Annotated in this window: 15 protein-coding genes; 11 read left to right on the plus strand and 4 right to left on the minus strand. The window is 38.3% G+C overall.

Annotated features, from left to right (window positions below; translation table 11 throughout):
- Positions 1-7: 7 nt before the first annotated feature.
- The 9 genes from hemN to SFB89_RS03090 all read left to right on the plus strand — a co-directional run bounded on the left by hemN (position 8) and on the right by SFB89_RS03090 (position 12291).
- Positions 8-1381 (plus strand): oxygen-independent coproporphyrinogen III oxidase, encoded by a 1374-nt coding sequence (gene hemN, locus SFB89_RS03050; RefSeq protein WP_331775474.1) that lies wholly within the window; start codon positions 8-10, stop codon positions 1379-1381.
- On the plus strand, positions 1381-2646 hold the full coding sequence (locus SFB89_RS03055) for a (Fe-S)-binding protein (protein WP_331775475.1): 1266 nt from the start codon (positions 1381-1383) through the stop codon (positions 2644-2646). Before hemN ends, SFB89_RS03055 begins: the two co-directional genes overlap by 1 nt.
- Positions 2647-3213, plus strand: coding sequence for a CopD family protein (locus tag SFB89_RS03060; protein ID WP_331775476.1), 567 nt, complete (start codon positions 2647-2649; stop codon positions 3211-3213). It begins immediately after the preceding gene.
- Between the two features lie 55 nt (positions 3214-3268).
- Entirely contained in the window at positions 3269-4087 is an 819-nt protein-coding gene (lgt, locus tag SFB89_RS03065; protein ID WP_331775477.1) for a prolipoprotein diacylglyceryl transferase, read from the plus strand.
- Between the two features lie 145 nt (positions 4088-4232).
- The gene (locus SFB89_RS03070; protein WP_331775478.1) at positions 4233-5018 is read left to right on the plus strand and encodes a fumarate reductase cytochrome b subunit; all 786 of its coding nucleotides are present in this window, start codon (positions 4233-4235) and stop codon (positions 5016-5018) included.
- Positions 5019-5021: 3 nt separating this feature from the next.
- Complete coding sequence (locus tag SFB89_RS03075; RefSeq protein WP_331775479.1) at positions 5022-7001, plus strand: fumarate reductase flavoprotein subunit; 1980 nt, start codon at positions 5022-5024, stop codon at positions 6999-7001.
- A gap of 1 nt (position 7002) precedes the next feature.
- Positions 7003-7722, plus strand: a complete 720-nt coding sequence (locus SFB89_RS03080; RefSeq protein WP_331775480.1) for a fumarate reductase iron-sulfur subunit — start codon at positions 7003-7005, stop codon at positions 7720-7722.
- A gap of 169 nt (positions 7723-7891) precedes the next feature.
- Positions 7892-10273 (plus strand): dynamin family protein, encoded by a 2382-nt coding sequence (locus SFB89_RS03085; protein WP_331775481.1) that lies wholly within the window; start codon positions 7892-7894, stop codon positions 10271-10273.
- The gene (locus tag SFB89_RS03090; RefSeq protein ID WP_331775482.1) at positions 10270-12291 is read left to right on the plus strand and encodes a dynamin family protein; all 2022 of its coding nucleotides are present in this window, start codon (positions 10270-10272) and stop codon (positions 12289-12291) included. The genes SFB89_RS03085 and SFB89_RS03090 overlap by 4 nt, the downstream gene beginning before the upstream one ends.
- Here SFB89_RS03090 and SFB89_RS03095 read toward each other — a convergent pair.
- Genes SFB89_RS03095 through panB form a run of 3 tightly spaced genes read right to left on the minus strand, consistent with a single transcriptional unit; the run spans position 12288 to position 15132 of the window.
- On the minus strand, positions 12288-13331 hold the full coding sequence (locus SFB89_RS03095; protein ID WP_331775483.1) for an AI-2E family transporter: 1044 nt from the start codon (positions 13329-13331) through the stop codon (positions 12288-12290). The two genes, SFB89_RS03090 and SFB89_RS03095, sit on opposite strands and share 4 nt — an antisense overlap.
- A complete protein-coding gene (gene ruvB / locus SFB89_RS03100; protein ID WP_331775484.1) occupies positions 13328-14350 on the minus strand; it encodes a Holliday junction branch migration DNA helicase RuvB in 1023 nt (340 codons plus the stop codon). The genes SFB89_RS03095 and ruvB overlap by 4 nt, the downstream gene beginning before the upstream one ends.
- Positions 14350-15132, minus strand: coding sequence for a 3-methyl-2-oxobutanoate hydroxymethyltransferase (panB, locus tag SFB89_RS03105; RefSeq protein WP_331775485.1), 783 nt, complete (start codon positions 15130-15132; stop codon positions 14350-14352). Before panB ends, ruvB begins: the two co-directional genes overlap by 1 nt.
- Positions 15133-15236: 104 nt before the next feature.
- On the opposite strand from panB, the gene SFB89_RS03110 reads away from it, so the two are divergent.
- Positions 15237-15647: an Hpt domain-containing protein gene (locus SFB89_RS03110; RefSeq protein ID WP_331775486.1), complete on the plus strand. Its 411-nt coding sequence runs from the start codon at positions 15237-15239 to the stop codon at positions 15645-15647.
- Positions 15644-16381 carry a tryptophan synthase subunit alpha gene (gene trpA / locus SFB89_RS03115; protein ID WP_331775487.1) on the plus strand — a complete coding sequence of 246 codons (738 nt, stop codon included), beginning with the start codon at positions 15644-15646 and terminating at the stop codon, positions 16379-16381. The genes SFB89_RS03110 and trpA overlap by 4 nt, the downstream gene beginning before the upstream one ends.
- 7 nt (positions 16382-16388) lie before the next feature.
- Here trpA and SFB89_RS03120 read toward each other — a convergent pair whose 3' ends face one another.
- Positions 16389-18821, minus strand: a complete 2433-nt coding sequence (locus SFB89_RS03120; RefSeq protein WP_331775488.1) for an efflux RND transporter permease subunit — start codon at positions 18819-18821, stop codon at positions 16389-16391.
- Positions 18822-18827 lie beyond the last annotated feature (6 nt).

Here is an 18827-nt window from a genome sequence, read left to right on the forward strand (position 1 = left end):
ATATAAAATGATAGATTTTGAAATGTTTTCCAAGTATTCCAAGCCCGGACCTCGCTATACGAGTTATCCGACGGCACCTGAGTTTAATGAAAGTTTTAATGCTGAGAGTTATGTGAAAATTTTAGAGAATCAAGATAAAAAGAGAAAGCTTTCACTATATTTTCATCTTCCTTTTTGTAGGAGTGCTTGTTATTTTTGTGGATGCAACGTGGTCTTTACGAGCAAAGAAGATAAAAAAGAGCGCTATATCGGGTATCTCGAAAAAGAGTTAGCGATACTCTCTGGTCATCTCGATACCAACAGAGAAGTAATCCAAATGCATTTTGGTGGAGGGACGCCGACGTTTTTCAGTGCAGAACAGTTAGAGCGCATTATTGCATTAATCCGAAAACATTTCCCTAATTTTGCTAAGGATGCAGAGATAAGTTGTGAGATTGACCCGCGATTTTTGACGCAAGAACAGGTGAGCGTTTTAGTAGCGGGTGGATTTAATCGTGTGAGTTTTGGAGTACAAGATTTCAATGAATCAGTACAAAAAGCCGTGCACCGAATCCAACCTTTTGAAGTGACAGACAACGCGGTAAAAATGGCACGTGCTGCGGGAATAAAATCAGTGAATATGGATCTCATTTATGGGTTGCCGTATCAAACGTTGGAAACCTTTAAAAAGACTTTGGAATTGTCACTCAAACTGAACACCGACCGTTTTGCTGTGTTTAATTATGCGCATGTGCCATGGATGAAAAAGACCATGAGAAAAATCGATGAAACCACACTTCCGACTCCCAGTGAGAAACTGGCTATTTTGAAATATACGATTGATTATCTCAGTTCAAATGGATTACGTATGATTGGGATGGATCATTTTGCTAAACCTGAAGATGAACTTTTCTTGGCGATTGACAAAGGTGAATTACACCGTAATTTCCAAGGGTATACCACAAAAGGTGGTGCTGATTTAGTGGGTATCGGACTCACAAGTATCGGCGAAGGGGTTCATCATTATGTTCAAAACTACAAAGATATGAGTCTTTATGAAAATGCGATTGATGCGGGTCAATTACCCGTTCATAGGGGATTAATATTGAGTGACGATGATGTGCTGAGAAAAGCCGTCATCATGGAGATGATGAGCAACTTCAAACTTGATATCGCAAAAATCGAAAAAGAGTTTGGTGTCGATTTCTTTGATTATTTTCAAGATGCTATCGATGAATTATCCCCTTTTGTTGAAGAAGGATTGGTCGACATTCACAAAAAGAAGAAAAAAATCACGGTCAATACCACCGGAACACTACTAATCCGAAATATTGTGATGCCATTTGATGCCTATCTCAAAAAAATACCTGAATCAAAACGACGTTTTTCAAAGACGGTATGATGTTTGAATTTAAAACGACTACTGATGACTGCATCAAATGCGGTAAATGCATCCCCACGTGTACCATTCATAATGTCAATATGGATGAGGTCACCTCTCCCCGTGGTTTTTTAGATCTCTTAGGCGCCTATCAAAGGGGTGATTTAGAACTCGATAAAAATGCCAAAGATATCTTTGAAAGCTGTTTTTTATGTACCAATTGTGTAGATATTTGTCCGAATGATTTACCGGTAGATATGGTGATTGAACAAGTGAGAAATGATATCCGCAAAAAATATGGCTTGGCATGGTACAAGCGACTGGCTTTTTTCCTACTTCGTAATAGAAAAATTATGGACATAGCTGCCAAATTTGGTTTTATGTTTCAAACATGCGGTTTCAAAAAAGTAGAATCTCAAAGTGCTATGGTGACACGAAAATTTCCGATTATCAAGATGGATAGAATGGTACCAAGTTTGAAGCGCAAAAGCTTTTTAAACTCTCATCCTGATGTCATCAAAAACGGAGGCAAAGGCAAAGTAGGTATTTTTATCGGATGTCTGGCCAATTACATGTACACCGATATCGGTAAGGCCCTTTTAGAGATTTTAAAAGTACTCGAAATTGATGCGTATTTGATTAAACAACAAAAATGTTGTGGTGCCCCTTCTTATTTTACTGGTGATTTTGACAGTGTGGATAAACTGGCTAAATTTAATATCGAGTATATCGAAGGGTTTATGGATGATTTAGATGCCATTATCATCCCTGAAGCAACTTGTAGTGCGATGATCAAAGAAGACTATGCACACTTTTTTCATGATCAACCCGAATGGAAAGCACGAGCAGAGCGCATTAAGCCGCATATTTATATGGCCAGTGAATATTTAGAAAAGAAAACAAACTTGGCTGAAGTGTTATCAAAAAAAGCCAAACAAAAATTCTCTGTCACCTATCATGATCCTTGTCATGCTAGAAAAATGCAAGGCATCTTCCAAGAACCACGCCATCTTCTTGCTCAAAATTATGAGATGAGAGAGATGAGTGACCCCAATCGCTGTTGCGGTTTTGGCGGCGTTACGATGCAAACTGAAAAATATCATTTAGCAAAAGCTGCGGGATTACCAAAGGCGGCGATGATAAAAGAGACAGAGGCCACTTATGTGAGTGCTGAGTGCAGTGCCTGTCGGATGCAAATCAGCAACTCGATGTATTTATCTGATGTCAATAATGTGACATTCAAAAATCCAATAGAACTCATCGCGCAAGCGTTAAAGGAACAATAGATGGAATACTACCAATATATCTTAATCTTTCATATTATGTCTTTTATGTCATGGATGGCGGGACTGTTTTATCTTCCGAGACTTTTTGTTTATCATGAGGAACATTTAGATAAGCCGGATTTTAAAAAAGTAGTAGAAATCCAAGAATACAAACTCTACAAATACATCGATGCTCCAGCGATGATTGCGACAGTGCTCAGTGGGGTGACGATGTTTGTCCTCAATCCGGCACTTTTTGAAAGTGGCATGTGGGTGTATGCTAAGATTATAGCAGTTATTGCTTTGATTGGATATGACCTCTCTATGAATCACTACCGCAAGCAATTATTGCTAGATACGTGTACAAAAAGTGGAAAATTCTTTCGTGCTTATAATGAGTTTCCTACACTATTATCCATTTTGATTGTGACCTATGTCGTGCTAAAATCAGTACCGGTTATCTTCACGGTGTTAATGCTGATTGTTTTTGCTATTATTGTCTTTGTTTTGTTTAAACATGCCAAAGCCCCTAATCTAAAAGTAGCAGAAGAGGAACGCTTAGAACTCAAAAGGGATGAAGCGTTTTAAAAATTCATCAATATCGCGGTGCGATGGGATGAAAACGCTTGTGTAAAGGAAGATTATGACCTATTGGAATCACATTTATGCTCACCTTGATCCCATAGCATTTTCAATCGGCAGTGTTGGCGTACATTGGTATGGCATCATGTATGTTTTAGCACTGCTCACCGCCCTTGGTGCGGCGAAGTATTTTGTCAAAAAAGATAAGATGGGCATCGATGATAAAACGCTGGATAATTATTTTATTTGGGTGGAAATCGGTGTCATCCTCGGTGCAAGATTGGGCTATATCCTCTTTTATGATCCTCGTACTACTTATTATGTGACGCACCCATGGCAAATTTTTAATCCATTTTTAGATGGCACGTTTGTTGGAATTAGCGGGATGAGTTATCATGGCGCCATTGTAGGATTTTTGTTGGCGACGTGGCTTTTTGGCAAAAGACATAAAATTAAAACTTTGATTTTATTGGATTTAGTGGCTATTAGTGTTCCTTTTGGTTATATATTTGGAAGAATCGGCAATTTTTTAAATAAAGGATTGGTGGGTAGAGAGACCGATGTGCCATGGGGAATTTATGTTGATGGCACGTTAAGACATCCATCTCAGCTTTATGAAGCAGTGTTGGAGGGATTTTTAATCTTTGTTTTTTTCTACTTTTATAGAAAGAAAAAACATTTTGATGGAGAGCTGATTGCCCTTTATGGAATGCTCTATTCTCTTGCTAGATTTATCGCCGAATTCTTTCGCCAACCCGATGTACAGCTAGGTTTTGTGTTAGAAGGCTGGATGAGTATGGGGCAAGTATTGTCTATCATGATGGCATTGATATCACTCGTTTTATATGTTTATCTCGCACAAAAAGCAAAAAAAACATAAATATACTTTACCTTTTTGATTAAAAACTCCTTTCTTTTTTATCATAATTTATTTTTTTATTAAACAGTTGTGTTATAAAATGACATAATTTCGGTTTAATAAAAAAAGTTGTAACATAATAATAAATTCATCAAAAGGATTAAGCGTGAGTGACCTTATCGAAGGCTTTTTGGGTAAAAGTGTGGAGGGTAGAAAGAGTAGAATACCAGCGAAACTTGACTATTTGCAAAGTGCAACGGGATTGTTTCTAGCTCTTTTTATGTGGGGGCATATGTTCTTTGTCTCTTCCATTTTAGTAAGCAAAGATTTTATGTACACCGTGACTAAAATGTTTGAAGGTTCTTTTTTTATAAAAGGCGGCAATCCCTTTATTGTTTCCGTGATCGTGGCTATTGTCATCTTGATCATTGTGATTCATGCGGGACTTGGGATGCGAAAATTCCCTGCAAACTTTAGACAATATCAAGTCTATAGAACGCACATGAAGATGATGAAACACGAAGATACCACATTGTGGTTCATCCAAGCATTTACAGGTTTTGCGATGTTCTTTTTGGCATCTGCTCATGTATTTTTGATGTTGACACGACCAGAAACTATCGGGCCATACGGTTCAGCCGATAGAATGGTGAGTGGTTGGATGTGGCCAATTTATCTATTACTTCTTTTAGCCGTTGAGTTTCATGGAAGTATCGGACTTTATAGGTTATCTGTCAAATGGGGTTGGTTCGAAGGCACGGATGCAAAAGCAACACGGGCAAAACTTAAAAAATTCAAATGGGCCATCACGATATTCTTTTTAGTGCTAGGGCTTGCAACGTTGGCAGCTTATATGAAAATAGGTTACGAACACAGAGACCAAGTTGGCCAGAGGTATCACCCTGTCGCACAAATAAACATGACACAAAATAATATCAAGATTGGGGCATAAAAGATGAACATAAAATATTGTGATGCACTAGTTATCGGTGGCGGTCTTGCAGGTTTACGAGCGGCTGTTGAAGCGCAAACAAAAGGGTTAAGTACTACAGTTTTAAGTTTAGTTCCGGTTAAAAGATCGCACTCAGCAGCGGCACAAGGCGGTATGCAAGCGAGTCTTGGAAATTCAAAAATGGGACGTGGTGATAATGAAGATGTCCATTTTGCAGATACCGTAAAGGGAAGTGACTGGGGATGTGATCAAGAAGTCGCACGAATGTTTGTGACCACAGCACCAAAAGCAATCCGTCAACTTGCTGGTTGGGGTGTGCCGTGGAGTCGTATTTCAAAAGGTCCTAGAGAAGCGGTTATCAATGCACAACGCACAACCATCGTCGAAGATGATGAGACACATGGTTATATTCAGTCTCGTGACTTTGGTGGTACGAAAAAATGGAGAACCTGTTTTACTTCAGATGCAACCGGACATACCATGTTGTACGGTGTGGCGAATGAGGCATTAAAACGCGATGTTAATATTGAAGATAGAAAAGAAGCCATCGCTTTGATCGTGGATAATGACCAATGTTATGGTGCTATTGTGCGTGATTTGATTACCGGTGAATTGAGTGCGTATGTTGCCAAAGGTACTCTCATTGCTACTGGTGGATATGGTAGAATTTACAAACAAACTACCAATGCGGTTATTTGTGAAGGAATTGGCGCGGCGATTGCGCTTGAAACGGGTATCGCAAGATTGGGTAATATGGAAGCGGTACAATTTCATCCGACTCCAATCGTACCTTCAGGGATTCTTTTGACAGAAGGATGTCGTGGGGATGGTGGAATTTTACGAGATGTCGATGGACACCGATTTATGCCAGATTACGAACCTGAGAAAAAAGAATTAGCGAGCCGTGACGTTGTGAGTCGTCGTATGATGGAACACATCCGAAATGGTAAAGGTGTTCACTCTCCTTATGGCGATCATCTTTGGTTGGATATCTCGATTTTAGGAAGAGAACATATCGAGAAAAACCTAAGGGATGTTCAAGAAATCTGTAAAATATTTAATGGTATTGACCCAGCAGATGAAGGTCCAAAAGGTTGGGCACCGGTGCTTCCGATGCAACACTACTCTATGGGTGGTATCAAAACAAAACCGACCGGTGAATCTCCTACATTGAAGGGACTATTCTCTTGTGGTGAAGCGGCATGTTGGGATATGCATGGATTTAATAGACTCGGTGGAAACTCTGTGGCTGAGACCGTTGTCAGTGGTATGATTGTCGGAGATTATTTTGCTGATTATTGTGCCGATACTGAGATTGATATTAGCACAAAAGTGGTTGAAGATGCATTGGAAAAAGAACAGAATTATTTGAATTCTCTTTTAGAAAAAGAGGGTAAATACAACATCTATGAAATTAAAAATAAGATGAAAGACATCATGTGGGAAAAAGTGGCTATTTTTAGAGATGGTGAAACACTTGATCTTGCTGTCAAAGAGTTGCAAGAGTTATATCGTGAGGCCAATAACATTACGGTAAAATCAAAAACTCTCAGTGCTAATCCTGAGCTTGAAGAAGCTTACCGCGTTCCTAAAATGCTCAAAATCGCATTGTGTGTTGCACTGGGTGCCCGTGAGCGAACAGAGAGTCGAGGGGCACATTATAGAGAAGATTATCTCAAAAGAGATGATGCTAACTGGCTGAAACGAACATTGACTTCTTGGAAAGAGGGCGCTGACCTACCAACAATCGAATATGAAGAGTTGGATATCATGAAGATGGAAATGCCACCAGCGTTTAGAGGGTATGGTGCTAAAGGGATGATTATTGAAAATCCACTAAGCCTCAAACGACAAGAAGAAGTGGATAAAATCAAAGAAGAGATGGAAGCGGCTGGAAAAGACAGATATGAGATTCAAGAAGCTTTGATGCATTTTGAATTGCAACCACATTATAAAGCTAAAAATGAAAGATTTGGAGATTAAAATGGGAAGAGAAATAACGATAAAAGCACTAAAGTATAATCCAAATTCAAAGGTATCAAAAGCTCATTTCGCGGAGTATAAATTAGAAGAAACTGATGGGATGACCCTGTTTATTGCCTTGAGTAAGATTCGTGAGACACTTGATGCGGATCTCTCCTTTGACTTTGTATGTCGTGCGGGTATTTGCGGAAGTTGCGGTATGATGGTCAATGGTACTCCAAAACTGGCATGTCGTACTCTGACTAAAGATTATGAAAGTGGCGTGATTCAACTCATGCCAATGCCGGCATTTAGACTCATCAAAGATTTATCTGTCAATACCGGTGAGTGGATGGATGGTATGAGCAAGCGAGTGGAAAGCTGGGTACATTCAAGCGAAGAACCTGATTTTTCAAAATTGGAAAAACCAATCGAACCTCAAGTGGCAGAAGACACCTTTGAACTTGACCGTTGTGTTGAGTGTGGTATTTGTGTTGCTGCTTGTGGTACAAAACTCATGAGACCTGATTTCGTCGGAGCGGTTGGCTTAAACCGTGTTGCACGATTTAGAATGGACCCTCATGATGAACGTACTGATGAAGATTTTTATGAGTTAGTGGGTGATGATAATGGTATCTTTGGATGTATGAGTTTACTCGCCTGCGAAGATAATTGTCCAAAACATTTGCCACTACAAAGCAAAATCGCTTATATGAGACGAAAACTCGTCGCCCTACGTTAATCAAGTATAAGAGAGTCACCTCTTTGATGGCTCTCTTAAATTTTCGTTTTAATATTTAAAATATTCCTATTACATAACTTTTCTTGATATAATACTATCATCATGATCTCGAATTTCAAATACAATATTTTGAAAATCAGCGTGAATAATCTCTGTGGGAACGGTACGCGTGTATATATTAAATGATTTTTTTCTCTTGGCATGGAATGAAGAAAGTGATGCCATTGAAGACTTGGCAGAAACATTACAAAACAAAATAGCAGTGACCTATCAAAATCACTATGAAGATTTTTGTGATAGTTGTGTGATTTTATTTATTATCAATCATGACAACATCGACAAAATCACACAAATTGATACCTTTTCTTCTTTGTTCGGTGGTATGTTTGCCAACCAAGAGGTGAATCAAAACCTGATTTTAAAAGCTCAAAAACAGACATTGAAATTTGTAGAAGAACAGGGCAATTTGGAATTGAACCAGCAAATCAAATCACGCTTTGAAATATTGAGAAAAGAGGGCATTATCTCCTATTATATTAGTCGTCGATTGATTGGACTCTTTTCACTTATCAAAGAGAAAAAACGCAAGGTTGAAACCCTCGCGATTAAAACAGCACAAAAAGATGACCTATTTTATAAAAATGCGCTCAATATTTTAAACACCGGTATCGAAAATCTCAAAATTTGTATGCAAGATGAATATTTTATCAATCGATTGGATTTGTGTCAGCAAAAATTAAAAGATGAAAAACTCTCCATCGGTATCACCGGCGTGATGAATGCTGGAAAATCTACCATGTTAAATGCTCTCTTAGGAGAAGAGATTCTTGGGACATCGGTCGTCCCAGAGACGGCGAATCTCACCATTTTAAAATATGACAAGAGACGACACGCAAAGGTTTATTATTGGAATCAACACGAATTTGAGAAAATTGTAGAATCAGCCGATGACTCGCCTAGCATTAAAAAATTCGTGCAAGAAACGCAAGAGGCATTTGGTGATAAACTGGATGATTACATCACCAAGAGTGGAAAAACCGAAGAGATAAAAATCGAAGATTTGCATTTTTATACCTCGGCAAAAGCGTCAAAGAAAAAGTGCAATCTTGTCAAAAGTGTGGACCTTTATAGTGATTTGGAATTTTTAAAAGATGGCGTAGAGATTGTCGATACACCGGGTTTAGATGACCCGATTATCCAAAGAGAAGAGATTACGCTGCAATATACGCTTGATTGTGATTTGATGATTCATCTGATGAATGTGAACCAATCTGCAACCAAGAAAGATGTCGATTTTATCATTGATTCGATTGTGTATCAAAATGTTGCGCGACTTTTGATTGTCATCACACGCATTGATACGGTGAGTGAAGCAGAACTCAAAGAGGTGGTGGCGTATACAAAAAGAGGCATCAAAGAGCGATTGGAAGCACAAAATAAATCAGCAAAATTGCAATTGATTTTAGACAAGATAGATTTTATACCAATATCGGCCAAGATGGCGCTTTTCCATAAACAAGGAAAGGCTGATATTGCGCTAGAAAAAGGTTATGATTTAGAGAAAACAGGCTTAGGTCAGATTGAGGCCTATTTGACAAAAGTTCTCTTTTCACAAGAGAGTGCCAAAGCCAGTCTTGTTATCGATAGCAATTTGATTGAGATTTTAGCTGTTCTTGCGCAAAGTGAGAAAAATTTCCGCGAAGAGATTGAACTCTTAGGCAAATCCAAAGAGGAAATTCAAGAAGAATTTGATGCCTATCAAAAGCAAAAGGCAGAGCATTTATCTATATTAGAACAGATTGAAACTACGATAAAAGAGAGTCAAATTGAGCTTAAATTGTATTTTAAAACGCTTGAGCAATTCTCTCATGATGCCCTATGGAATTTGAAAAATATCATCAAAAGACGGGTGGTTGATGATGTCTCTTATGAGTTGCGAAAAAATAAAAAACTTCCAAAAAATGAGCGAATAGAGTACTTTGTGCAAACGGGTATCAAAGATGGATTGGTTGATTTAGCACGAGATTATCGTTTTGAATTTCAAAAGAAGATGCAAGTATCTTATGAACATCTTAAAGAGAGTTTTTCAGGTATTGAGGATCATGATAATATCCAAAATGACGCTTTTGATTCACAAGACTTTTTTGATAAATATCTGAAACAATTTATGATTTTTCAAAACAGTGATGCCTTGCTTAGTGCTATCAATACGGCTATCAAAAAATACGCTAACAAAAATCTAGAAGCATTGGATTTGGCGCTTGATGCTTTATTGAAAGAGGCATTTGAAACGATTCAAATCTCATTAGATGACCGCTTGATGGATCTCAATCATGAGTTATTAGAACATTTTGTAATCGTAGCTACCAATCGGGTCGATGTGATTAAAAATCAGATCAATATGAAAGATAAAATTATTCAAGAAAGCCAACAATTAATCGCGCGCTCTTCTGCTGAAAAAGCACAAAAAACCGAAGCCCTAGAGAGCCGACTTGATGTATTGGGAACCATTAAAAAAGATTTATTACGTTTGCGTGAGAGGGTGAGATGAGTATTTTCAATCAATTTATAACCACATACAAAACAGAGTTTCTAAGTGAAAAACCGGTCTTTGATGCCTCCTTGCTTGGGTTATTAAAAAAGGTGAGTTATCTCTTGCTTGATGATACACTCTCTCCTTCTGTGCAGATGAAACAGGCATTGGACAAATTGAAAATCAGAGTAAAAGAGCCTATGAAAGTGGCGATTACGGGGCAATTTTCCAGTGGTAAATCAACCTTTCTCAATGCCTTGCTTGCCAAAAGTGTTTTGCCCACCGGTATCACTCCGGTAACCTCAAAAGTCAATTATATTCGCTATGGCGAAGAGTTGCGGATTCGAGTAAAATACAAAGATGGACGAGATGAGTATCATGATATTGATAGTATCCATCGCTTTACAGATCAACGCATTGGTGTAGAAGATATCGATTATTTGATACTCTATTCGCCTTTGAACATGCTCAAAGATATTGTATTTGTGGATACACCAGGACTCAATTCCGGCGCCAATGCTGACACACAAACGACGATCAAGGTGCTCAAAGAAGTCGATGGTATCATTTGGCTGACTTTGATTGATAATGCGGGTAAAATGAGTGAAGCGGCTATTTTGGAACAGTACCTCTCCAAATACAAAAATAAATCTTTGTGTGTGTTAAATCAAAAAGATAAATTTTCACCTCAAGAAGTCGCCCAAAGCGTGGCCTATGTCCAAGAGACATTTCAGCAATTTTTTAGCCAAGTCGTTCCGATTTCTGCAAAACAAGCTCTGGCTTCAAGAAGTCATGATAAAAATGCTCTGATGGAGGAAGCGCTCGAAGAATTTTTGGCTTCCATTGACACAAAACTGCATGAGAATATGCAAGCCTCTTCTTTGGAATTTTTAGAAGATGCTTATCGCCGGTATGAGGAAAAGTTAAGTGGTATCAGGGCGATGGATTTGCGTGAAAATATCAAATTATCACAAGAATCAAATATCCAAAATGTTATCGATTTTATTAAAAATGAAATCCAACCCAAGGCGATTGAATCCAAAGAGTTTGCCATCAAAAAAGAGTTGAAAAATATTTGTCAAAAAGTGACCCAACAGTATGAATTGTTCTTGGATATTTATGACGAACTTATCGCCAAAATCGAGCAATTTGATGCCGAAATCAAAGTAGAATTTAGCAAGGCCAAAAATATTTTTGCACAAGAGTTGCTAAAAGCATATCGAGAGATAGAACAAATTATCGAAACCATCGCCGGAGAGATTTATGCCCATGTTGAGGAACAAACTCGTGTGCGATTTGCGAAAGAGAAAAAAGGCTTTTTAAAACAAGAAGAGTATTATAAAAAAATCGAATACAAATACAAAAAAATCAATGCAGATTCGGCATATAAAACACTCTTTTATGATGATGATTTGGTCGGGAAAAAATTCAAAAGATACGTGCGAGATATAGTGGCGATAGAAGAAAAGGTTAATAAACGAAACCAAGAAGTCTATCAGGATTTTGAAGAGCAAATTTTTAGATGGCACAGCTCATATAGTATCATCCGAAAGAAAGAAGAGGTACATTCTGATATTGAGTTTGCCAATATGAGGAAATTTGCCGCACGGGTGTATGAACATATTTTGAAACCCTATCATGATGAAGTGCTTGACTCAGCTTCTCATGTTAGCTCAAACTTCACACATATACGCAGTGCTATCAAGTTTAATTATCAAAATGCCACCGAGGCCTGTATCTCATTTTTGAATAATAAAATAGAGAGTTTTGCCCTGCTTTATGAATCCAATCCGACGCGTTTTTCACTCTATAATCCAAATTTGGACGAGATTAAACAAAAACTTTCAGAGAGTTTTTATATGTATGAATTGAAAAATCTCATGAGCTCAAATCGTACCTTTTTGAGTCAAGAGTATGAGCGACTCTCTCATCGTTTTGAAGAGATTAAAAATCAAAAGATAGACTTTATCAACAGTCGCAAGAATCGACATGAAAAGATCATCGAGCGACTCAATCAATGTCGAGAAGAGCTCTAAATATCTAAGCCCTTTTCTTTGATGGTTTTAAACATCGTCATCAAAGAGATAAAAAGTGTGGTAATAGCAGGTCCTAAAATCATACCCCAAAACCCAAACGTGGTAAGCCCTGCGAGGATTGCAAAAAAGACTAATAACTCGTTAATATTGGCTTTGACGGTGGAGAGCTTTTCATTGATAAATTTGATAATGAGCGGCTTGATAAAGGTATCGGCGACGATAGAAATCACGATGATAGAGTATATGGCGATACTAAAACCTGCGAGATAGTTGCCATTGGCAAATTCATAGGCACTCAAAGGAACCCACATCAAGGCGCCCCCGACGATAGGAATCAAAGAGGCAAAGCCGTAGAAAATACCGAGTAACAATCCATTGTATCCAAAGATGACACCGATAATCGCAAACAAAATACCTTCAAAAATAGCTGTTGCTAAAATAGAATAAAAGACGACACTCATGACGTTGGAAACTTCACCAAATACCAAATCAATCTCTTCTTCTTTCATCGGAAGCAGGGTTTTGAAATAGTTGCCCAGTTCATAAGAGCGTAAGGTCACAAAGAAATAAAACACCAAAATCAAGAGCATATCTTTTAAGAAATTGGCACTATTTTTCCCAATAAGTCCTAAATAAGAAATCATGTTTTTAGTAATATTGGCCAAATCAATGTTGTTGATAAATTCATCAATACTGGTTTTCAAAAACATCAAACTTTTAGGCAGCGTGTAGTGGAGATTTTGAATATAAGCGATGGTGCTATCTACGATTTTAGGATTAAAGTTATTAATGACTTCGCCCGCTGATGTAATGATATAGATAATCGGAGCGAAAAATAACAAAAATAAAAAAATTGTCGAGATGGTGGCAGATAAAACTTGGTGATGAACGTATTTGTTGATATACGTGTTGATTCTATACGTTGCGATGGAGAGTAGAGATGCGACGGTAATCACCACCAAAAAGGGCTGATAGAGTCGCAATATCCAATAAAGAACAGCCAAAAAAATACCAATCAAAAACAATCTTTGTAAATTCATAGTAAGGTTTCTCCAAAGAGCCCATCTGATTCTAGGGGCGTGAGTTTAAAAAGTTCGTAACACTTTCTACTTGCGATTCTTCCTTTTGCGGTGCGTTGCATGTAGCCATTGGCTAACAAATAAGGCTCAATCACATCTTCGATTGTCCCCTCATCTTCGCTCAAAGCAGCCGCTATGGTGCTAAGACCGAGTGCTTTACCTCTGGATTCCACTAAGAGTTTCAAAAATTTGATATCCAGTTCATCAAAACCCAGCTCATTGACACCCAGTTCACTGAGCGCATAATCGGTGCGTTCTTTGCTGATGGTCTCTTCGTGTTCTACATCGGCAAAATCTCGTACTCTTTTTAAAAGTCTCAATGCGATTCTTGGTGTCCCTCTTGATCTTCTAGCAATTTCAAGCGCACCCTCTTTGAGGCACTCTTTACCCAGATGATGGGAGGCTTTGGTGATGATTTGAGAGAGTTCTATTTTGTCATAAAATTGCAGTCTAAAATGCATTCCAAAACGATCTCGAAGCGGGGAGCTAATCATCCCTGCACGGGTGGTCGCTCCGATTAGCGTGAACTTTGGTAGGTCGATTTTGATTGTTTGTGCGGCTGGTCCACTGCCGATGATAATATCCAATCGAAAATCTTCCATAGCCGAATAGAGAATCTCCTCAATAGCAGGAGAAAGTCTATGAATTTCATCAATAAAGAGGATATCGCCCTCTTCAAGATTGGTAAGAATAGCGGCTAAATCGCCACTTTTATCAATCATCGGTGCAGCCACCATCTTAATATTGGTCTCCATTTCGTTGGATATGATGTAGGCTAATGTGGTTTTACCCAAGCCCGGAGGTCCGAAAAACAATACATGATCAAGACACTCTTCTCGTTGTTTGGAAGCTTTGATAAACACCTTCAAATTTCTCTTGATTTGCTCTTGACCGATATAGCCTTCCCACGATGTAGGTCTGAGTGATTTTTCGTATTCATTTTCAAATGATATTTTGTCAATCTCTACAATGCGTTCCATTAGTATGTATGCTCTTCTGCTGGGAATTTTCGGGTTTTGACCTCTTGGACATAAGCATCAAGCGCTTCTTCGATGAGGCGATGTCCATCAAGATAGCGTTTGACAAATTTGGGTTGAAATTCATTGAAAAAACCAAAAGCATCACTCCATACTAACACTTGGCCATCGGTACCAGAACCCGCACCTATGCCAATAGTCGGAATCGTGATACTACGACTGATTTCTTCAGCAACAGAGGCGATAACCCCCTCAATGACGAGGCAAAAGGCACCGGCTTCTTCTACGGCTTTGGCATCTTCTATGAGTTTTTTGATTTCCTCTTCTTTGCGCCCTTTGACTTTATAGCCTCCCTCGCTTCTAACAAATTGTGGCATCAATCCAATATGCCCCATAACAGCGATTGAGTTATCCGTGAGGGCTTTGATGATGGCGGCACGCTCTTTGCCTCCTTCGATTTTCACAGCATGAGCACCACTCTCTTGATAGACACGGGAAGCATTTTTTAGCGCAGTTTTAGCATCGGTATACGTACCAAAAGGCATATCGCAGATGATAAAGGTATCTTTGGCCCCCGCACAGACTGCTTTGGTATGATAGATCATGATATCCATCGTAGCGCTGAGGGTATCGGCTGCTTTGTTGAAGCTCATATTTAAACTATCTCCGACTAAAATCATGTCGACTTTTTTATCAAATATTGAAGCAAAAAGTGCATCATATGCTGTAATCATGACAAGGGGAGTTTGGGACTTTGATGCTTTTATGGATGTTATGGTTTTCATATATAATCACCTAACGGTTTTTATATTATTTTATCAAAAAAATGGTACAATTGTACTTAACTAACAGCTTAAAATAAGTATTTGTAACATTTTGAGGGAGTTTTATGGGTTTGTATTCGCAGTTGGAATTGGATTTTGATATTGATATTGTCGATGATTTTATCAATCACTATTCTATCATGTGCGAAAATATGGAACCCTTGATTATTAATCTCTCAAAATCAGAATATTATGAAGACAACATCAAAGAATTATTTCGGATATTTCACAACTTAAAATCAGCAGGGAGTTTTCTGAAGCTTGACCCGATTGTCAAACTCGCTTCATTGTGCGAAGATGTCACAGAAGAAGCACGTGTTTTAAAGGGGCCAGCAAGTGAAGCATTTGTCGATTGGTTGTTGCTTGTGAGTGATCAATTTAATATTTACCGAAAAGATGTCGAACACGATGCAGAATATTTTAGCCTGTTTAATCCACTTATTATTAAAGTGCCCTTAACATTGGAAGTATCATGAAAAAACTCATAGCCTATATCACAGCCGGATATCCTGATCCGAATTTTACAACTGATTTGGCGCTCTCTTTGCAAGAAGCAGGTGTCGATATACTGGAACTCGGAATTGCCTTTTCTGACCCTGTGGCCGATGGCCCGGTTATCGAAGAAGCCAATCTAAGATCGTTACAACAGGGTTTCAAGATGAAGAAACTCTATGACATGACGCAAGAAATTGCGCCCAAAATGGAGACGTTTTGGATGGGGTATTTTAACTCATTCTATGCGCAAGGAGTACAAAATATCTCCCAAATAGCACGAGATTTAGGTGTAAAGGGTTTTATCATCCCAGATTTACCTCATGAAGAATCCCGTGTATATCAACCGATTTTTCAACAACACCAACTCTCTCTTGTCAATTTTGTCGCTCCCACAGATGGAAAAGCACGGATTGCAAAAATCATCGAAAAGAGTCAAGGATTTATCTATCTAGTCGCGTATGCGGGTATTACCGGTTCAGGTACAGCAGAAGATCTCAGTAGTGTCATCTCTGAAATCAAAGCCACCAGCCAGACGCCACTTTATATCGGTTTTGGTGTTGATGAAAAAAGTGCAAAAGAAAAATCAAAAGGTGTTGATGGCGTCATAGTCGGTAGTGCTTTTGTGAAAGTCTTGCTCGATGATTCTCTCTCACACAGTGAAAAAATTAAAAAGATTTGTGCCAAGGCACGAGTGATTAAAGAGGCGATTAACTAGAGAAAATCTAGTTAAACGCTTTAAATTTTATCAATAACTTCGGAAGCAACAACAAGGCACTAAGCAGTGCTGAGAACATCACTAAAATCGTCAATAAACCAAAATAAATCGTCGGTATGAAATTGGAAAATACCAAAATCGAAAATCCCAAAATAATGGCAAGCGAAGTATAAAACATCGCAAAACCAATACTATTGTGGGAGCGTTCCATCGCTTGGATATAATCATGATCTTTGGCATACTCTTTTTTAAACCGGTAAATATAATGAATCGTATCATCCACCCCAATACCAATACTAATAGAAGCGATAGTGATGGTCATGACATCCAATGGGATATTAGAAAATCCCATAACAGCAAAGATAATACTCACAGGAATCAGATTGGAAATGATTGCAATCGTTGATATTTTGATAGAGCGAAACAAAAGGATAAACATCAAAAAGAGGATGATGACCACCGCACCGAGGGTGAGTATTTGTGATTCAAACAAAGATTGCAACATATTGTTATACAATACCATGAGACTAGTCAGTCTAAATTTGATCTCTTTGTTATCGATGACTTTTGGGAGCTCTTTTTGTAATTTTTTCAAAAATGCATCGCGACGTAAGTCAGGATTTGAGTCAATGACTCGCATCGCAAAGCGCACTTCATTGTCTTGGATATTGACAAACGGATTGAGGATGATATCACGAAATTTTTGAGGAATTTGTTTGTAAAGTACCGCCAATTCAAAGGTATCAAGATTTTTGTTATCGTTGAGTTTTTTAGCGACTTCTAAAACAGTACCAAATGATTGCACACTACCGATTTCTTTCAATGATTCCAAATAGTGTTGTATGTTGCGAATGGTTTCCATTTTATTGGGGGAAAACCAGTATTGATTTTGATTTTCACTCTGTCGAAATTCATTTTCAAATTCATCAAATGAATCCGCAGAAGGTGCAGGCTTTTTCTCGGTTTTGAATTTGACAATCAAATCAAGTGGAGTGGTACCTCCTAATTTTTGATCGATGACTTTCATGCTTTGGTAAATTTGGGTGCTTTGTTTGAAATAGTTGATGAAACTATTCTCAACTTTTAATTTCGTCGCACCATAGAGGGACAAGAGTGTCATCACCACAGCGGATATCAAGATGGCGTTGCCGTGATTTTTAACCAAAGCAGCGCAAAAATGTGTGATACCAGAGCCTATACTATTTTGGCCTGCTGCGTTTGCATCTCTTTTGAAAAGCATCATCGCAGCAGGAAATAATATAAAGGCAATAAAGAGTGACGTTGCCACGCCAATACTCATCATATAACCGAGATTAATAACTGGCTTAAGGTCAGCTAAGATTAAAGAGCCAAATCCTGCAATGGTTGTGATGATAGCATAAAAAGAGGGCTTTGCTTTGGAGGTGACGGTCTCTAGGAGCAACTCTTTTTGAGACCAATCATAGGCATTGGCAAGCTCACGATAGCGTACGATTAAATGCAAGATGATGGAAATCGTGATGATGAGTTGCAGTGAGATGTAGTTGGAAGATATCACCGTGACATCCCAGCCAAAGAGTCCAAGGAATCCTGTTGTAAATACCACAGAAACGATGGAGACAAACACGGGAATGAGGACGAATTTGATTTCTTTAAAGATAATAAATAGCGTGGTGATTAAGAGCAATAATAAAACGCTACCATAAATCATCAAATCATTTTTAATAAAATGAATCATATCATTGGCAATCATATTGACCCCGCCTAGAAAAATCTTGGCATGATTTTGATATTTTGCGATGATGTGACGAATGTTGACAATAGTATCATGATCGATATTCCGGCGGAGATCTTTGTATTTTTTAAAGTTTTTATTGAGCTCTTCAAGTGCGGTACTATCGCCTTTTGCACGCAAAATATTACGCTTTTTTATAAAATCCTCATATTTGATATCGGGCTTGAGATTGATGAGGAGTGCGGTCGTTTTAAAATCCTTGCTGAGGAGATTATTCTTGTAAATAGGACTGGTTAAAAACTCTTTTTTTGCTAAGGTTTTGTTGACGTCTTTATCACTCAAGGTGGGTATCTTTTCGAGTAACTCTTTGAGTGGGCGGGGTGGACTTTGTAGGAGCGGCACATTGAGCATGGAAATAACACTAGTAATCTCAGGTAATTTTTTCAAATCTTCACTCATTTGCTTCAACGTATCTAAAGAGCGCTTTGAGAGTAGGGGGGAATTAGGTGTGTAGGTGATGACTAAAAAATTTGGCATATAATAGCGTTCACTTACAGCACGATAAAAAGCGAGATCTTTATCATTGTCCAACAAAAGACTGTCAGCGGAAGCATCGATACTCAGTTTGGTCGAAAAATATCCAAAGACTACTGTAAAAATCGCCAATAAAAACAGGACGATTTTCGGGAATTTTAGTATGACATTACTATAAAAAGAGCGAATCATAAAAAT

The sequence above is a fragment of the Sulfurospirillum sp. 1612 genome (genome assembly GCF_036556685.1).
GTDB lineage: Bacteria > Campylobacterota > Campylobacteria > Campylobacterales > Sulfurospirillaceae > JAADIZ01.